Origin of the sequence: Ferrovibrio sp. (assembly GCF_017994015.1) — a bacterium.
Lineage (GTDB): Bacteria > Pseudomonadota > Alphaproteobacteria > Ferrovibrionales > Ferrovibrionaceae > Ferrovibrio.
Genome location: NZ_JAGOLP010000032.1, coordinates 1 through 15,840, shown reverse-complemented (window position 1 = coordinate 15,840; position 15,840 = coordinate 1). Strand labels below are relative to the sequence as shown.

The following is a 15,840-nucleotide window of genomic DNA, read 5'->3' as shown; positions in this document are numbered from 1 at the left end:
GATGTTTCCTCCATTCACCAGGTGAGATCGCCGTTCAGGAAGGCTTGTGCCGCCTCGCTGCGCGGTTGGTTGAAAAATTCGGTGGCCGGGCTGCGCTCGGCCAGGCGGCCGCGATGCAGGAAAATCACCTCGCTGGCCAGGCGCCGGGCCTGGCCAAGATCATGTGTTGTCATCACGATCTTGCTGCCGCTCTGGCTGATGCCGGCAATGATCTCCTCCACCTGCCGGGTGGCATTCGGATCAAGCGCCGCGGTGGGTTCATCGAGAAACAGGATTTGCGGCGCCAGTGCCCAGGCGCGGCCGAGTGCCAGACGCTGCTGCTCGCCACCTGACAACACCCGCGCCGGGCGTTCGGCCAAGGCAGCCAGGCCAACATGTTCCAGCGCCGCCATGGCCCGTTCACGGCGTTGCCGGCGCGACATGCCACGCAGCTTGAGCGGAAATTCCACATTGGCCACAGCCGAACGGCGCAGCAGCACCGGTTTCTGAAACACCATGGCCTGGCCAAAGCGCAGCAGATCGGCATTCTGCGCCGCGCTGCCCTGCCATAACACCTGGCCGCTGCTGGGTTGCAGCAAGCCATGGCACAGCCGCAGCAGCAGGCTTTTGCCGGCGCCATTCGGCCCCAGGATGATGGTGGGCGGGCCGGGCGTAAAACTCAACGACACATCATTGATAAGTTGTTGCCCGCCGGCTTCGAAGCAGACCTGCACCAGATTCAGCGGCAGCAGCGCGGCGGGAGCATGCATGGTCAACCGCCCTGCGCCCGCTGCGCTGCGCTGCCCAGCGTGGTGGCGGCAGCATTGATGCCGATGGCGATGCTGAGCAGCACAATGCCCAGCGCCATCGCCAGGGCCAGGTCGCCACGGCTGGTTTCCAGCGAGATGGCGGTGGTCATGGTGCGGGTGATGCCGGCGATATTGCCGCCCACGATGATGATGGCGCCCACCTCGGCAATGGCGCGGCCAAAACCGGCCAGCACGGCGGTGGACAGGCTGTAGCGGCCATCCCACAGCAAGGTGGCAATGGCCTTGAGCGGCGTGAGGCCAAGCGAGCGCAACTGCTCTTCATATTCGCGCCACAGATCGGCGATGATCTGGCGCGACAGGGCAGCCACAATCGGCGTGATCAGCACCACCTGCGCCACCACCATGCCGGCCGGGCTGAACAGCCAGCCAAGCTGGCCCAGCGGGCCGGAGCGCGACAGGATCAGGTAGACGATCAATCCCACCACCACCGGCGGCAGGCCCATACAGGCATTCAGCACCACAATGCAGGCATTGCGGCCTGGAAAGCGGGTGAGGGCGAGCAGGGCGCCTAAGGGCAGGCCGATCAGGCTGCCCACCAGCACGGCGGTGAGGCTGACCCGCAGTGACAGCCAGACAATGCGCAGCAGCTCGGCATCAAGCTGCCACATCATCTTGAGCGCCAGGGTGAAGGCTTCGCCAACCGTGTTCATGCGCCATGACTATACGAAAGTAAGGCGCCGCTTCAACCGAATAACTGATTGATAAATAAAGTGATTTTGGCAACAAATTACTTTGTTGCCAAAATCCGGTGGGCGGTCAGGAAGCCAGGGCGCGGGATGCTGCCTTGGCTGAACGCGCACTCGAATTCGGGCGCGGGCGGCGGCCATAACTGCGGTTCACCCCGCTGCTGACCGATACCAGTTTCTGCACCGGTTCGGCGGCGCAGATGGCCGGTGGGCGTGAGCAGAAGAATTCGGCATGGAACAGGCCATCGGCTTCCTTGGCCGCCGGGCTGATGCCGCGCCGTGCCAGAGCGTCCAGCGTGCCACGCATTTCTTCTTCGTCGCGGAAGCGGCGCTGCACAAAACTGGCACCCTCGAATTTTTCGGTTTGCAGGCCATGGCCGCGCAGAGTGTGGCTAATGCCGGCATAGTCAAACATGCGCAGCACAAACGAGCCGACCCACGGCGCCTGCGCGCTGCAAGCCACCAGTTTCTCAAAGCTCTTGCTGGTGACATAGCCAACACAGCCGGTGGAAACGATCAGGTCCACCTTGGCCAGTTCAGGCAGCGCCCAGGCCGGCACCGGATCGTTTTCCAGATCGGCCACAATGCCGATATCCAGCGCACCGCAGGCTTCGGCATAACCCACCGCCTGGCGCGAAACATCCAGGCCAATCACGCGGATATCGCGCTTGCGCGGCCAGGCGGCGAGGAAATGTTTGTCGAGTTGCAATAACTCGCTTGATGTCAGTGTCTGCTGCGCCAGCGCATCATAACGCTCCACCAATTGGTCATAGCTCAGCGCGTATTTCATCAGGATGGCATTGATGCCGTAGGAGCAGCCCAGATCCAGCACCGTGATCGGGCCGCCCTTGGCGCGCTGCCGGGCCTCGATCACCTGGTCAAAAATCGGCCGCGCCAGATGCGGGATGGCATAGCCCAGGCCACCAAGGATGCGGAAATAGCTGCGTGGATCGGGCTGCACATAGATGCTGCTGAAATCCGCCTTGCTCTGATTGGTGGATGAAAAATCCTCCTGGCTGTCCGGCATGGTTTTCCCCTTTCTTGTGTTGGTGTGTTTGAAAAATAATCACGGCAGCGCCCGGAAAAATGCGGGCGCTTCAAGCGGCTTCAATTGTCGTGTGCGGCCAGGATAAACGCCGCCAGCATCAGGGTGCAAACCGCATCTGCGATGTTGATACGATCAACCCGCTATGTTCGCGCTTTCGTCAGCCGCGTAATCGCGGCGCGCAGCATGCTGGCGTTGATATTATGAAATTAAAATTACCCTTGATCAAAACATACGTATACCGGTATACAGTCTATATGGCTAAGGATCGCACTATTACAGCCCGGATGCGGCGTTACCGCAGCAAGAAGCGGGAAGCAGGTTTTGTGCGGCGGGATATTTTGCTCTCGCCTGAGGAGGGGCGTGTTTTAGCGTTGCAAAAGCGGATCAGTCAGTTGGTTGATGGGGGCGGGGCGTTTCAGCGTGCCCTGGTCACGATCAATGTACCGCGGCCCAAGCCCATTAATGCTGCGACATTCCTGCAAGCCTTAATCGAGCCAGAACAGGAGCAATGGCGCCCACATGTGGAGGCCTTTTTCACTGAAGTGGCGCCCGAGACAATTCATGACATAGTTCTGGGCGGCATCGTGGATTTTCCATTACTGGCAGCGAGCCAGAAGCTTTGGAATTTGGAGCAAGCCCCTCATGCCGATTGGATCCGTGAAATGGCACGCGAGCGTCTGGCAGCAGCTGCTTGAATCTATCCTAAAGATTGAAGCAGGCTTAGAAGACCATCTGCCATTCTCGTTCGGTGGTGGCACGGCGCTGGCGGTCCATATCAATCATCGGATCAGCTATGACATCGACCTATTCTATCGGTCGGCCGATGTCTTCGATTACTATAATCCCAACAAGAATCCAGCCGTAAAAGCATTAATCGCGGCGCATCACGGCTCCTGGCAATTTCCCGGTAACTACCTCAAGCTTGAGCTTGGACCTGAGCTTGGTGAAATCGATATCCTCATTTCAAAGTTTATGACCGAGGCGCCAACGACCGATTGGCCGTTCAAGCATTGGATTGTCAAACTTGAAACGCCGGCGGAAATTCTCGCTAAGAAAATTCGCTACCGTTCGAGCCAGTTTAAGCGCCGCGATGTTTTTGATCTTGGAGCAATCGCTCAACTGTTGCCCGCGGCGGCAAATCAAGCTTTTGCTGTTAATCTGGACAATCTGCCACGCCTTCGAGACCGCATTGCGACGATGCAGGCGGATTATGAAGCGAATGTGCTGAACGATGTGAATCCAACAACTACGGGACAGGCCCTATTGCAGGACGCCCCTCAGCGTTGCCTTGCTGCCATTGATGATTTTTTGCTACGCGGCAAATGACCAAGGCGGCTGACTTGCCTTGAACGCTGTCGGAAGTATAGCGCTCTCGCCGGTTGGCAATTGAGGCGATTGCATCCCAAAAACTGCCGAAACTATTGTATTGCCCATGTGTTTAGGCCCAGCATGTGATGTTGACAAATTTACTCCATCCCATGCTGGGATTAATCACCTGGTATTTTTATTCGCTTGCGTCACGTTTTCAATTTTTTTATGGTTTATCCGCTGAGTTCTAATAAACTCTGGTGTGTATATGGCTTAAAAATAACAGCGAATTATCCGTGTCAGAGATTAATTTGCAATCCCAGGAAGACTCCCATCATGCACTCGGGGCGGTTATTTCCTTCTTGTCATACTCTCATCTGCACAAATTCCTGTTTCTCTCTGATCTTGAATGGCTGGTGATGCCGCCGGTGGCGCTTGGCCAATACAGGCTGCTGTGCCGCAATGGGGCGCCGATTGCCTATGCCAGTTGGGCCTGCGTCAGCGAAGACGTGGATGCCCGCCTTGAAGCCGGCAATCTGCGGCTGCGGCCTGGCGATTGGGCCTCTGGCAGCCAATTGTGGTTGATTGATTTTGTGGTGGCCGCGGACGATCTCCAGGCAGTGCTCGTAATACTCAGCGCGACAGTTTTCGAGGGGGTGGAAATAAGAATTCTCAGAGGTCAAGAAATGAATGCTTGCGGTGATTTTGAAAGTAGAAATTTCCATGTATAATATACATGATCCACCGCTCCCGCTGCTAAAAAAATATGAATTACTGATTGATACCTATTTTGCGAGATTGGTTTTGATCGGTATCATAGCATACAACACAACAGAAAGCATCAATGCATTACTATTGTTGCTGCCGGCATCTTCTATTGGGTTTATTGCTTTGATTTATTCATTTTATCGCAAAAATATATATTCATATTCTCCAAATGTAATAAAATATACTTACGGCCTGCCGATTATTTATTGCACGCTGAGTGTAGTTCTATTCCATTTTATGAATGATTTTTGGAGGGAGTGGAATGTGATAACATTATCTTTTCTAAATTTTTTTGCAGGTCATGTTCCGGCTATAGATTATTATCAATCTCTGAGTGATGTGAGAGTGCATCGCTCAATCATTTATTTGCCACTTTTTGAGAATAATTTAAAGTTTTTATGGGCATATATTATTATAATTCTTATGATTTCGCCGGTTATTACCGTAAAAGAAAAATATAATTGGATTGTTGTTTTATTCATGATTTTTTGTATTGCAGCAATTCTCGTGCCTACCCTACATTTATTGTACTTTGGCTTTGGATATTCTGCGAAAAATATTTCATCAAATATTTTTTTCAATATTATATTTGGTGGCTTAGTCATTTTGATGTATTCTATTGCTTTTTTAATAGTTACTGTTTTGTCACAGTTCTTTCAGAATATTGGAGTAGGCAGATTGGGTGCGCGAATAATCAATCGGAATAGCGGGGGCTAAACACACAGTGACTTGAGTCCGAAGCTTCATCCAGTTCGGAGTGGAAGCCTTTCACCATTTGAGCCTGGATAATCATTACAACACCACTGGCGGAAACAGCAGCTGAATCAACGCGCGCCAAACATGACGCGGCAGGCGGCGGCGATGCTGCCTTCTTCCAGTGTGCGCAAGGCCAGCACGGCGCCGAAGGCGATGCCGGCAATCGCCAGGAAACTGCTCAGCGCCAGGGTGGATAGCCCGGTGAGGCCCTGGCCGATGCTGCAACCGAGCGCAAACACGCCGCCGATGCCCATCAGCGCGCCGCCGCGCAGATGGCCGATCAGATCATCGCGGCTGGTGAAACTTTCGATGCGGAAACTGCCATCCAGCTTGGCGGTGATGAAGGCGCCCAGGATCATGCCGCCGACACTGCTGATGCCGAAAGTCAGGGCCGCGCCGGTGAAGGTCATCAGATAGACCAGGCTGTCGCCGATGGGGGCGACGAAGGTGACCGAGGCCAGCGGCGTCGGGTCAAAATCATCGCGGCCGAGAATGCCGGTGATGGCCCAGCCGGCCACCACGATCAGCCCGACGCCAATGCCGGACAGCACCAGCCGCGGCTTGGCGCGAAAGCCGGCATCGGCCAGGGCGTAGCCGGCCAGGCCGGTGCCGAGCAGCAGGGCCAGGGCGGCGCGAGCGGGTTCGGCCGGCAAGCCGGCCTTGGCCAGCAGCACCGGCAGGGCCTGGCTGCTGATGCCAAAAGCCTTGAGATCAATGGCGCTGATACCTTCCAGCCATTGCCGCACCGGGCCGAACAGGCCGCGCAAGGTGGCATAGGCGGTGATGCCCAGCACCAGCAGGGCAACCAGGGATTTGAGATTGCCGGCGCCGAGCCGCACCAGGCTGCGGCTGCCGCAGCCGCCGGCCTGCACCATGCCGAAGCCAAACGCTGCGCCGCCAAGCAGCGCGCCGAGCCAGCCCAGATTGGGCGTGGCATAGATGGCGGCGCCAAGATCAACCTGGCCGCTCATATGCAAGCCCTGGCTGCCCAGGATGGCAATGCCGGCGGCCAGCAGCCAGGCGCGCAACCGGCTGGCGTCACCCATCAGCACCAGGTCGCTGATCGCCCCCATGGTGCAGAAATTGGTCCGCTGCACCAGGGCGCCGAAAGCCAGCCCGAGCAGCAATCCGCCGCCATTCACCACAGCCGCAACCGGTAGTTCATTCATCGCGGCCTGCTCCAGCTTGCCTGGCCCACATGTCCGGGCGGGGCTTCAAAAACCGATATGGCAATTATATAAACTACCGTGCAAAAGTGAAGGTAAGGGGCGCTGAGATGAGCCAGGTGTTGGATTTGCGCGGGCTGACCTGCCCGTTGCCGGTGTTGCGCACCAAGAAGGCGATGCGGGATGTGGCCAAGGGCGCCAGCCTGCGGGTGGAGGCGACCGATCCGGCGACACAGGCTGATATTCCTGCTTTGTGCGAGGCGGCGGGTTATAAATTGCTCGATAGCAGCGAAGCCGGCGGGGTTTTTATTTTTAATATCCAGCATCCGGCGTGATTGCGACCTTTGGGGTGGTTGGCGGCAGGATTTGAATCCGCTAGTTTACCTACACTAAAGTAGTAGGGAAGCCGCATGGCAAAGCTGACAATCAACGACATCGTTCCAGGCCAGCGGTTTGAGCAGCGCCAGGGTTTCACATGGCGCGTGTCGCGATTGATCCAGTTCCCGAGCGAGGATGTGGTGCATGTGCAGCTCATCAATGAGCGCGATGCCAGCAGCACCAAGACAGTGTCGGTCAATGCCTTGCTGGACCGCAACCTGTTCAAGCTCAGCGAGAAGTGATCCCAAGCCAGCCGCGCCGAGCTTCCGGCCGCCGCTTCCGGCCAGTGGCAGGGCGGCCCGTCATGCTGTTGCTGGCTTTGCTGCTGGCCGCTTGCGCCGCGCCAGAACCGCCGCCTGTGGTGGCGCCAGACCCAGTGGCTGCACCGGAACCGCCCGCGCCGCCTGTCATACAGTCTGAACCTGTTGCCCCGCCGGCCCCGCCGCCGCCGATGCTGCATTTTGCCGGCCATATCGCCAGTTTCAAGGCCATGGCCGAAGCCGAACGCGGCTGGGCGGCTTTGGCCAGGCGCCATTCAGTGTTGCAGGGCCTGACGCCACGCTATGTGGAGGTGGATTTGGGCGGCAGCCGTGGCAAGGTTGTGCGCGTGCTGCTGGGCGGCTTTGTCGACCGCGATGGCGCGCGGGCTTATTGCTTTGATATGCGCCGCGAGGGCTTGTTCTGCGCCCCGCATCCGTTGCCGGAACCGCTGCCGGCGACAAAATAACCTGCACACTCTCTTGTTGCAGAGGCAAAGCGCCACATCTAATATTATTCTAAAGTGGCTCCGAGAATTCGGGGTCTCCCCAGCCACGATACCCGGCAGGCCTGACGGCCAACCTGGGCAGAGACGCAAGGATTGACGTCGCGTGACGGTGAACAAGCCGGTTGTACAGGAAACCCTCAAGCTTATCGGCGTGGTGGAAAACCAGAGCCGTGAGCTGATGGATTTCTGTCGCAACCCGGAAAATGCCAGCGAGCATTTCCAGGATTACAAACGCTTCGTTGAAAAGATCGAGCATTTTTATGTCTTCGTCGATCTGGTGGAAGGTCGTATCCCGGAATTTGACCTGCCGAAGCGCGATCCGCTTACCAGGCATCTGTCCAAGATCCGCTGGAAGGTCATCATCCTGGAGCTCGACACCACGCGCATCTACCTGGTGAAGATCACCCAGTCTGGCCGCAAGCTGCCGATTGGCGCGCGTGAATTCCTGATTCGCCGGCTCGACCGTCTGAGCGAGATTGCGCAATATTACGATCGCTTCGGCGATGAGCATGAATTGGCGCCGCCGGCCCAGGCTTTGATCGCCGCCGTGGAAAAGCTGCTGCGCGCCGGTATCGAGAATGCGCCGAAGCTGGAGGAGTTTGCCAGCACCTTGCCGGAAAGCGCGTTGCCGCGCCGTTCGGCCACGCCGGCCCAGCCGGTCACCCCCTCGATGGCGCCGAGCTATTCGATTGCCGAGACTATCCGGCTGGATCCGGCGCGGGCGCGCGGCCCGGTGCTGCCGGTGCTGCCCGAGAAGGTCAAGGTCAAGGAAACCTGGGGCCGCTTTTATGTCGATAAGGGGGCGCTGGTGCCGGTGTCGCAGGCCTGCAAGGTGGCGTCGATCTCGCTTGACCAGCTTGCCGGCAGGCTGGGGCTGAGCCGTGTGGCGCTGACCTTGATGCTCAGCGGCCAGGACCCGATGCCGCGCCAGGCGGTGGACAAGTTGCAGCAATTCATGGGCGAGCAAGCCCGCCGCCTGCGTCCCCCCGCATAATCCGCGCCGGCGCATTGCATGGCGCTGGCATCTGGATGGCGAACCGAAGCGCGGCTCTGGCTGCGCCAGAATGCGGCTGCGCTTGCCGCTTTCCGCCCGGCCGCAGCATTGCTGGCAGAACGCGAACGCTGGTTCCTGTGGCTGCCGGTGCTGTTGGGCAGCGGCATTGCCGCCTATTTTGCGCTGCCTTTCACACCAGCCTTGGCGCCTTTGCGCATCGCCTGCGGCCTGCTTGCCATGGCGCTGGTTGGCCTAGCTTGGCGCCGACCGGTCTGGGCGGTGGCGGGATTGCCGCTGCTGCTGCTGTTGAGCGGCTATTGGCTGGCCGCCGAACGCAGCGCCAATGTGGCCGCCCCCGTGCTGCAACGCCGCCTGCCGGCCAGCCTGATCGAAGGCCGCGTGCTGCTGGCCGAACCACGCGACAATGGCCTGCGCCTCACGCTTGATCGCGCCTGGATCGACCGTCTGGAGCCGGCGGCAACACCGGCGCGGCTGCGCGTCACCCTGCGCGGGGTGGAGGGTATGGCTGGGCCGAAGCCGGGTGATCAGGTGCGGCTGCGCGCCGTGCTGGGGCCGCCGCCGGGGCCAAGCCTGCCGGGCGGTTTTGATTTTGCGCGCGCGGCCTGGTTCCAGCGTATCGGCGGCATCGGCTATGCCACCGGGATGGTGGAAATTCTGCCGCAGCTTCAGGCGCCGGGTTGGGGCGATGCCTGGCGATTGTGGCTGGCATATACCCAGCAGGCGCTCACCGCCCGGATTCTGGCGACACTCGATGGGGCGGACGGCGCCATTGCGGCGGCGCTGATGACCGGGGTGCGCGGGCCGATCCCGGAAACGGTGGATGAGGCATTCCGCGATTCCGGCCTGGCGCATATCCTGTCGATTTCCGGCCTGCATCTGGTGCTGGTTTCCGGCATCCTGTTTGCGGTGATCCGTGGCCTGCTGGCCTTGTCGCCGTATCTGGCGCTGCATTGGCCGATCAAAAAAATTGCTGCCTGCGCCGCCCTGCTGGGCGCAGCGGCCTATATGCTGATTTCGGGTTCGGCCTTGCCGACCCAGCGCGCCTTCCTGATGGTGGCGCTGGCGCTTGGCGCGGTGTTGCTGGATCGTCGTGCGCTCAGCCTGCGCAGCCTGGCCCTGGCAGCCTTGCTGCTGCTGGTGCTGGCGCCGGAAAGCCTGCTCGATGCCGGTTTCCAGATGAGTTTTGGCGCCGTGGCGGCGCTGATCGCCGCCTATGAGGCCCTGGAACAGCCCTTGGCACGCTGGCGCAGCCATGCCGGGCCCGGGCGCATGGCGATGCTCTGGCTTGGCGGCGTGCTGCTCAGTTCCTTCGTGGCCGGGCTTGGCTCGGGCCTGTTCGCCGCCTGGCATTTTAATCGTTTTGCCGATTATGCGCTGATTGCCAATCTGCTGGCCTCGCCGCTGGTTTCATTCTGGATCATGCCGCTGGCGATGCTGGGCTTTGCGCTGATGCCGTTCGGCCTGGAAGCACTGGCCCTGGTGCCGATGGGCTGGGGTGTGGAAGCCTTGATTGCCCTGGCGCTCTGGGTGGCCGGCTGGCCCGGCGCGGTGGCAACCATCCCGGCCATGCCGGATTGGAGCTTGGCGGCATTGGCCTTTGGCGGCCTGTGGCTCTGCCTGTGGCGGCTGCCCTGGCGCTGGCTTGGCCTGCTGCCAATCCTGGCCGCGCTGGCGTCGCCCTGGTTCACGCCGTTGCCCGATCTGATCATCAATCAGGAAGGCCGCCGCATTGCTTTGCGTGCCGGCGGAAAGGATGCCGGCAGCGACAGGTATTATTTCAGCGCCACGTCAAACAATGCCGGCAATGGTGCGCCACGCGGTTTTGAGGCGGAAAGCTGGTGGCGCCGGCTGGGCGCGCCCAGCCTGTTGCCCTGGCCCAATCCATCGCGCCAGGCTGCCGGCGGCTTTGCCACCGGCGCCGATGGCAGCCTGCGCTGCGATGCCGATGGCTGCACCGCACGGCTGAAAGGCTGGCTGATCGCCTTGCCGCGCCGCGAGGCGGCCCTGGCTGAGGATTGCCGGACGGCGGATATTGTGGTGGCGCCGTTTCCGGTGCGCCAGCGCTGCCCGGCGGCACGGTTGGTGATTGATCGTTTTGATCTCTGGCGCCAGGGGGCGCATGCGATTTATCTGCATGGCGAGGGCGGGCCGTCATTCAGCCGCCTGGAGGTGCAGCGTGTTGCCGGCCAGCGCGGCGCCAAGCCCTGGCTGCCGCAACGCGGCCATGCGGTGAATAGCAATAGCGCGCCACAGCGCGGCGAGGCGCCCATTATCATGGATGACCTGGGCGGCAATCATCTGGAATAAAAAAGGGCGCCCATCCGGCCGCCCTTTTTTCAAAACCATGCCCAGCGGATCAATAGCGCCGCAGCAACCCGACCAGACGGCCCTGCACGCGGACCCGGTCGGGGCCGAAGATGCGGGTTTCATAGGCCGGGTTGGCGGCTTCCAGCGCCACCGAATTGCCCTTGCGGCGCAGGCGCTTCAGCGTCACTTCCAGATCATCCACCAAGGCCACCACGATGGTGCCGTTATCGGCATTCTCGGTGCGCTGGATCACCACGGTATCGCCATCCAGGATGCCGGCATCCACCATCGAATCGCCGGCCACTTCCAGGGCGTAATGATCGCCATTGCCGAGCAGGCCGATTGGCACGTCGATCTGGGTGGAAAGATCACGCAAGGCCTCAATCGGCGTACCGGCAGCGATGCGACCGTAAAGCGGCAGGGTGACGATATCGCGGGCATTGAACGGGCTGACCGTGACCGGCGTGCCCTGCATCGGCTGGATCATGTCGCCGCTGCCGCGCGGCATCAGGCGGTTGCGCGCCGGGGTGGTGCGGGCCGCAGCCGCGCCGGCCGCGCCACGCAGCGGCACTGCCGAATCGGGCAGGCGCAGCACTTCCAGGGCGCGGGCGCGATGCGCCAGCCGGCGCAGGAAGCCACGTTCCTCCAGGCCGGTAACCAGGCGATGAATGCCGGATTTAGACTTCAGCTTCATCGCTTCCTTCATTTCCTCGAAGGAAGGCGAGACGCCCGAAGTCTCCAGCCTTTCATGGATGAACATCAACAGATCATGTTGCTTCCGGGTCAGCATGCCGCAGTCTCCCTTGCCTGGCTTTGGCGCTCCGTCCTGGTCCGTTCCGGCCTGGGAACCGGAAACTTGGGTGGACTGAGTCGGAACGAAATTGAAACCCACGAAATGTTCTAAGTAGGTTCTTTCCTGGGGTCAAGCGGTTTTTTCCACAGGCCAAGCTCGTTAAAGCTGTGAATTTTCAACACTAAACCCGTTTTGATTTTTCTTGCCGGGCTGTATCTGGCAGCATTCCAACACCTCCCTTATACCTTGGTGGAAGGCCGCTGAAAAAAGGCCGTCTAAGGATGATCCAAGGGGGAGGGACCGGGCATGACGTTCGGCATCCGGCAGAAGCTGAATATCGCAATCGCCTTGCTGGCGGCGATCACATTACTTTCAAATGGTGTTGCGGCGCTGTTCTTCACCCGTGTGCAGAACACTTATGCTGGGGTTACCGGCGAAAGCCTGCCGGAAGTTGCCGCCGCTCTGAACATGAAAGCCTTCAGCGCGGAACTTACTGCCATGGCGCCGACCCTGGCGGCCGCGAATGACGAGGCGGAGCGAGCCCGCGTTCTGACTGAACTGACCGAAAAGCAGAAATTGCTGGCCGAGCAGCTTGAGGCGGTGAAGGCCGGCCGCGCTGCCCCGGAGCAGCTTGAGGAAATCGGCAAGGCGGTTGAATTCCTGCAAGGCCGTATCGCCCAGATCAATCGCTCGGTGACCGCGCGGCTCGACTGGACCCAGCAGCGCCAGGAAAAATCGAGCAAGCTGAGTGCCGACTTTGCGGCCTTTCAAACCCTCGTCAAGCCGCTGGTGGACAAGGCGATTGCCGATCTTGGCCGGGGCGCTGGCGGCGAGATGGCGGTCAGTGCGCAGGCGCTGATGGAGATGGCGGCAGCGGTCAACCAGATGACCGGCCTGCTCAGCGTGGCGGCGCAGGCGCCGAATAATGAAGAAATCACCCGGCTGCAAAATGAATTCAGCACCCTCAACAATACGATCCTGCAGGATCTCGACAAGGCGGCCAAGCTGCTGGATGTAGCTGCGATTCGTATCGCTGCCGGCAATCTGCAAGCTTATGGATCCAGCAGCGACAGCCTGTTCCAGTTGCGGCGCGGTGAATTGCGCACGGTGATGACCGCCGGCCTGGCGCTGAAACAGGCGCGGGATGGTGCGGCGCAATTGGCCCACAAGGTGGAACAGGTGGTGCAGGGCGCGCGTGAGCGGGCCGATGCTGCTGCCTTTTCGGCTGCTGGCCAGGGCCGCACAGTGCTGATCGTGCTGGCGGTGCTGGCGGTGCTCAGCCTGATCGCCGCCGCGCTGATCGGCTGGCTGTTTGTCGGGCCACAGGTTTCGGCGCCGATTACCCGGCTGACGGTTGCCATGCGCCGCCTGGCGGATCGCGACTGGTCGGTGACCCTGGCCGAGACCTCGCGGCGCGACGAGATCGGCGACATGGCGCGCGCGGTGGATGTGTTCAAGACCGCCGGGCAGGACAATGAACGCCTGCAACAGGAAGTGGAGCGCAGCCGGGCCGATTTTGAGCAGGAGCGCCAGGCGCAGGAAGCCTTGCTGGAACAGGCTATCGGCCAGATTGTCGGCGCCGCCAGTGCCGGCGAGCTGGGCCGCCGCATTGATGCTGATGCCTTGCAGGGCGTGATGCGTACCCTCGGCATCGGCGTCAACGACCTGCTTGGCACAGTGGAGCGGGCCCTAACCGATCTTGGCGGCATGCTGGGCGCCCTGGCGCAGGGCAATGTTGGCCACCGCATTGATGGCGGCTATCGCGGCGTGTTTGCGCAACTGGCCAATGATGCCAACAGCCTGGCCGAAAGGCTGTCGGAAATTGCCGGCCGGTTGGGCCAGTCGGCCGGGCTGGTGCGCGATGCCTCGTCGGAAATCTCTGCTGGCAGCGCCGATCTGGCGCAGCGCACCGAAGCGCAGGCAGCCAGCCTGCAACGCACAGCGGCCACCATGGAGCAGATCACCGCGACGGTGCGGCATAATGCCGATAATGCCCGCCAGGCCAGCCAGCTTGCGGTTGCCGCGCAGGATACCGCCGAGGGTGGTGGCCGGGTGGTTGGCAATGTGGTGGCGGCGATGGGGCGGATCGAAGGCAGCAGCCAGAAGATCGTTGATATTGTTGGCCTGATCGACGAAATCGCGTTCCAGACCAATCTGCTGGCGCTGAATGCTTCCGTGGAAGCGGCCCGCGCCGGCGAAGCCGGCAAGGGCTTTGCCGTGGTGGCGCAGGAAGTGCGTGCCCTGGCGCAGCGTTCGGCCAATGCGTCGAAGGAGATCAAGGCGCTGATCTCCGAATCCAACACCCAGGTGCGGGACGGCGCCAAATTGGTTGGCCAGGCCGGCTCGACCCTGGATGCCATCGTTGAATCGGTGAAGCGTGTGGCAGGCATCATCGAGGAGATTGCCATCGGCAGCCAGGAACAGGCTTCCGGGCTGGACGATGTGAACCAGTCGGTGGCCGAGATGGATGAAATGACCCAGCGCAACGGCGCCCTGGTGGAACAGACCACCGCCTCGGCCCAGTCAATGGCCGATCAGGCCCGCGATCTGGCCGATCTGGTGGCTTTCTTCAAACTCGGCAGGGTCTGAAGCGGCCAATCCACACTTCGTTAACCTCTTGCTCAGGATTAGAGAGCATTCTGCGAACAACGGGCCGAATCGGAGGCCCGAATCGGAGATGCGGTATGCTGGCGGGCAAGCGGAACATGATCTGGAGCGGGCGATGAGCGACGCTTTGCGGTTACGCCCGCGTGGCGGTGCGCCGGCCCAGGTGGCCCAGGCCTATGGCGTGGTGCAGGCCCGTGCCGGACAGGAAAATACCGGTGTGTCGCCAGCCGAAGCCAAACAAGCGGCGCAGCAGGCCAAACGCCGCGTGGCACGCCTGGGCGGTGCCGCCAATTGGGCCTTGTGGCTCGGTGCGGTTGCGCTGCTGGGCGGCGGCACGGTGCTGGGCAGCGTCCTTGGCGGCGGGCCGCAGGTATCTGCCACGGCAACGATTCAGGTGCCGCGTCTGGTCAATGTGGTGCAGCCGGCCAATGCCGTGGCCAAGGCGCCTGTTGCCACCCATCCCGAACCCCATGTGATCCTGCCGGCTGATTGGGCGCCCGTGGCGCAATCAGCCGCCGCTGAAATGCGCCCGGCCTTGGCGCCGCCGCCACCGCCTGTGCAGGCAATGCCGGCAGTAGCCCCGATGCCGGCAGTTGTTGCCAGCGCCGAGCCGGCGCAGCCTTTGCCGCCCGCCACAGACCTGCCCAATCTGGCCGTGATGGCAACCAAACTGGCGCCGATGCAGAAACTGGTTGAGCCAGCCGCGGCAGCGCCCGTCATGGCGAAACAGGATGGGCCGGCGAAACCAGCGGCGCCAGCATTGCGCACGGCAATGGCACAGCCCGCCTTGATGTTGCCGCCGCAGACCAGTGGCGATGAACGCTGGCGCCAATTGGCCCAGCCAGCGCCTGCCGATGCCAAGCCGCCCTTCATCGCCATCGTGATCGACGATATGGGGCTGGACCGGCGCAATTCGGCGCGTGCGGTGAATATCGCTGGGCCGCTGACGCTGTCTTACATGAGTTATGCTAACGAGCTATCCGAGCAAAGTGCGGCGGCACGCGCCAAGGGGCATGAGATCATGCTACATCTGCCGATGGAGCCGCTGGATGCCAAACGCAACGATCCCGGCCCGAATGCGCTTTATGTCGGCATGGACGAGGCCGAGTTGCGACGCCGGCTGACCTGGGCGCTGGGCCGCTTTGATGATTATGCCGGCGTGAACAACCATATGGGCAGCCGCTTCACCGCCGATGCGCGCGGCATGGCGGTGGTGCTGGAGGAATTGCAGAAGCGTGGCCGTTTCTGGCTCGACAGCCATACCGGGCCGCGCTCGGCCGGTCTGCCGCTGGCGGCGCAGCGTGGCCTGGCCGCCACCGGTCGCGATCTGTTTCTGGATGACGAACGCCAGGCCGGCGGCGTGGCCGTGCAGCTAGCGGCGCTGGAGCGCATTGCCCGCAGCAATGGCGATGCCATCGGCATCGGCCATCCGC

16 protein-coding genes are annotated in these 15,840 nt (G+C 61.1%); 11 read left to right on the top strand and 5 right to left on the bottom strand.

The window, feature by feature from the left end; translation table 11 throughout:
* Positions 1–14: 14 nt before the first annotated feature.
* From KBB36_RS14455 to KBB36_RS14445, 3 genes are all read right to left on the bottom strand, one after another.
* A complete protein-coding gene (locus KBB36_RS14455) occupies positions 15–749 on the bottom strand; it encodes an ATP-binding cassette domain-containing protein (protein WP_290982217.1) in 735 nt (244 codons plus the stop codon).
* Between the two features lie 2 nt (positions 750–751).
* Positions 752–1,459, bottom strand: coding sequence for an ABC transporter permease (locus tag KBB36_RS14450; RefSeq protein WP_290982214.1), 708 nt, complete (start codon positions 1,457–1,459; stop codon positions 752–754).
* Between the two features lie 106 nt (positions 1,460–1,565).
* Positions 1,566–2,522 carry a class I SAM-dependent methyltransferase gene (locus KBB36_RS14445; protein WP_290982211.1) on the bottom strand — a complete coding sequence of 319 codons (957 nt, stop codon included), beginning with the start codon at positions 2,520–2,522 and terminating at the stop codon, positions 1,566–1,568.
* A gap of 59 nt (positions 2,523–2,581) precedes the next feature.
* Between KBB36_RS14445 and KBB36_RS14440 the strand changes: the two genes are divergently transcribed.
* From KBB36_RS14440 to KBB36_RS14425, 4 genes are all read left to right on the top strand, one after another.
* Complete coding sequence (locus tag KBB36_RS14440; RefSeq protein WP_290982208.1) at positions 2,582–3,238, top strand: hypothetical protein; 657 nt, start codon at positions 2,582–2,584, stop codon at positions 3,236–3,238.
* A complete protein-coding gene (locus KBB36_RS14435; protein WP_290982205.1) occupies positions 3,186–3,869 on the top strand; it encodes a nucleotidyl transferase AbiEii/AbiGii toxin family protein in 684 nt (227 codons plus the stop codon). The genes KBB36_RS14440 and KBB36_RS14435 overlap by 53 nt, the downstream gene beginning before the upstream one ends.
* Positions 3,870–4,147: 278 nt before the next feature.
* Positions 4,148–4,582, top strand: coding sequence for a toxin-activating lysine-acyltransferase (locus tag KBB36_RS14430; protein ID WP_290982202.1), 435 nt, complete (start codon positions 4,148–4,150; stop codon positions 4,580–4,582).
* Positions 4,542–5,336 carry a hypothetical protein gene (locus KBB36_RS14425; RefSeq protein WP_290982199.1) on the top strand — a complete coding sequence of 265 codons (795 nt, stop codon included), beginning with the start codon at positions 4,542–4,544 and terminating at the stop codon, positions 5,334–5,336. Before KBB36_RS14430 ends, KBB36_RS14425 begins: the two co-directional genes overlap by 41 nt.
* Before the next feature lie 107 nt (positions 5,337–5,443).
* Here KBB36_RS14425 and KBB36_RS14420 read toward each other — a convergent pair whose 3' ends face one another.
* Entirely contained in the window at positions 5,444–6,544 is a 1,101-nt protein-coding gene (locus KBB36_RS14420) for a YeeE/YedE family protein (RefSeq protein WP_290982196.1), read from the bottom strand.
* A 107-nt stretch (positions 6,545–6,651) separates the two neighbouring features.
* On the opposite strand from KBB36_RS14420, the gene KBB36_RS14415 reads away from it, so the two are divergent.
* The 5 genes from KBB36_RS14415 (at position 6,652) to KBB36_RS14395 (ending at position 11,007) form a co-directional block, all read left to right on the top strand.
* Positions 6,652–6,876 carry a sulfurtransferase TusA family protein gene (locus KBB36_RS14415; protein WP_290982193.1) on the top strand — a complete coding sequence of 75 codons (225 nt, stop codon included), beginning with the start codon at positions 6,652–6,654 and terminating at the stop codon, positions 6,874–6,876.
* 75 nt (positions 6,877–6,951) lie between these two features.
* Entirely contained in the window at positions 6,952–7,161 is a 210-nt protein-coding gene (locus KBB36_RS14410) for a hypothetical protein (RefSeq protein ID WP_290982190.1), read from the top strand.
* A gap of 62 nt (positions 7,162–7,223) precedes the next feature.
* A complete protein-coding gene (locus KBB36_RS14405; RefSeq protein WP_290982188.1) occupies positions 7,224–7,646 on the top strand; it encodes an SPOR domain-containing protein in 423 nt (140 codons plus the stop codon).
* A gap of 142 nt (positions 7,647–7,788) precedes the next feature.
* Entirely contained in the window at positions 7,789–8,679 is an 891-nt protein-coding gene (locus tag KBB36_RS14400) for a hypothetical protein (RefSeq protein ID WP_290982185.1), read from the top strand.
* An 18-nt stretch (positions 8,680–8,697) separates the two neighbouring features.
* On the top strand, positions 8,698–11,007 hold the full coding sequence (locus tag KBB36_RS14395) for a ComEC/Rec2 family competence protein (RefSeq protein ID WP_290982182.1): 2,310 nt from the start codon (positions 8,698–8,700) through the stop codon (positions 11,005–11,007).
* A gap of 49 nt (positions 11,008–11,056) precedes the next feature.
* On the opposite strand, the gene lexA is transcribed toward KBB36_RS14395, so the two are convergent.
* Complete coding sequence (lexA, locus tag KBB36_RS14390) at positions 11,057–11,797, bottom strand: transcriptional repressor LexA (protein ID WP_290982179.1); 741 nt, start codon at positions 11,795–11,797, stop codon at positions 11,057–11,059.
* Positions 11,798–12,106: 309 nt separating this feature from the next.
* Between lexA and KBB36_RS14385 the strand changes: the two genes are divergently transcribed.
* Both KBB36_RS14385 and KBB36_RS14380 read left to right on the top strand, forming a co-directional pair.
* Entirely contained in the window at positions 12,107–14,389 is a 2,283-nt protein-coding gene (locus KBB36_RS14385) for a methyl-accepting chemotaxis protein (RefSeq protein WP_290982176.1), read from the top strand.
* A 133-nt stretch (positions 14,390–14,522) separates the two neighbouring features.
* A partial coding sequence (locus tag KBB36_RS14380) for a divergent polysaccharide deacetylase family protein (protein ID WP_290982173.1) occupies positions 14,523–15,840 on the top strand: 1,318 nt, incomplete at its 3' end.

What these genes read in the sequence shown, in the direction of transcription:
- KBB36_RS14455 (WP_290982217.1), bottom strand. Translation starts at nt 749, where the DNA reads ATGCATGCTCCCGCCGCGCTGCTGCCGCTGAATCTGGTGCAGGTCTGC.
- KBB36_RS14450 (WP_290982214.1), bottom strand. Translation starts at nt 1,459, where the DNA reads ATGAACACGGTTGGCGAAGCCTTCACCCTGGCGCTCAAGATGATGTGG.
- KBB36_RS14445 (WP_290982211.1), bottom strand. Translation starts at nt 2,522, where the DNA reads ATGCCGGACAGCCAGGAGGATTTTTCATCCACCAATCAGAGCAAGGCG.
- KBB36_RS14440 (WP_290982208.1), top strand. Translation starts at nt 2,582, where the DNA reads ATGCGGGCGCTTCAAGCGGCTTCAATTGTCGTGTGCGGCCAGGATAAA.
- KBB36_RS14435 (WP_290982205.1), top strand. Translation starts at nt 3,186, where the DNA reads ATGCCGATTGGATCCGTGAAATGGCACGCGAGCGTCTGGCAGCAGCTG.
- KBB36_RS14425 (WP_290982199.1), top strand. Translation starts at nt 4,542, where the DNA reads ATGCTTGCGGTGATTTTGAAAGTAGAAATTTCCATGTATAATATACAT.
- KBB36_RS14420 (WP_290982196.1), bottom strand. Translation starts at nt 6,544, where the DNA reads ATGAATGAACTACCGGTTGCGGCTGTGGTGAATGGCGGCGGATTGCTG.
- KBB36_RS14415 (WP_290982193.1), top strand. Translation starts at nt 6,652, where the DNA reads ATGAGCCAGGTGTTGGATTTGCGCGGGCTGACCTGCCCGTTGCCGGTG.
- KBB36_RS14410 (WP_290982190.1), top strand. Translation starts at nt 6,952, where the DNA reads ATGGCAAAGCTGACAATCAACGACATCGTTCCAGGCCAGCGGTTTGAG.
- KBB36_RS14405 (WP_290982188.1), top strand. Translation starts at nt 7,224, where the DNA reads ATGCTGTTGCTGGCTTTGCTGCTGGCCGCTTGCGCCGCGCCAGAACCG.
- KBB36_RS14395 (WP_290982182.1), top strand. Translation starts at nt 8,698, where the DNA reads ATGGCGCTGGCATCTGGATGGCGAACCGAAGCGCGGCTCTGGCTGCGC.
- lexA (WP_290982179.1), bottom strand. Translation starts at nt 11,797, where the DNA reads ATGCTGACCCGGAAGCAACATGATCTGTTGATGTTCATCCATGAAAGG.
- KBB36_RS14385 (WP_290982176.1), top strand. Translation starts at nt 12,107, where the DNA reads ATGACGTTCGGCATCCGGCAGAAGCTGAATATCGCAATCGCCTTGCTG.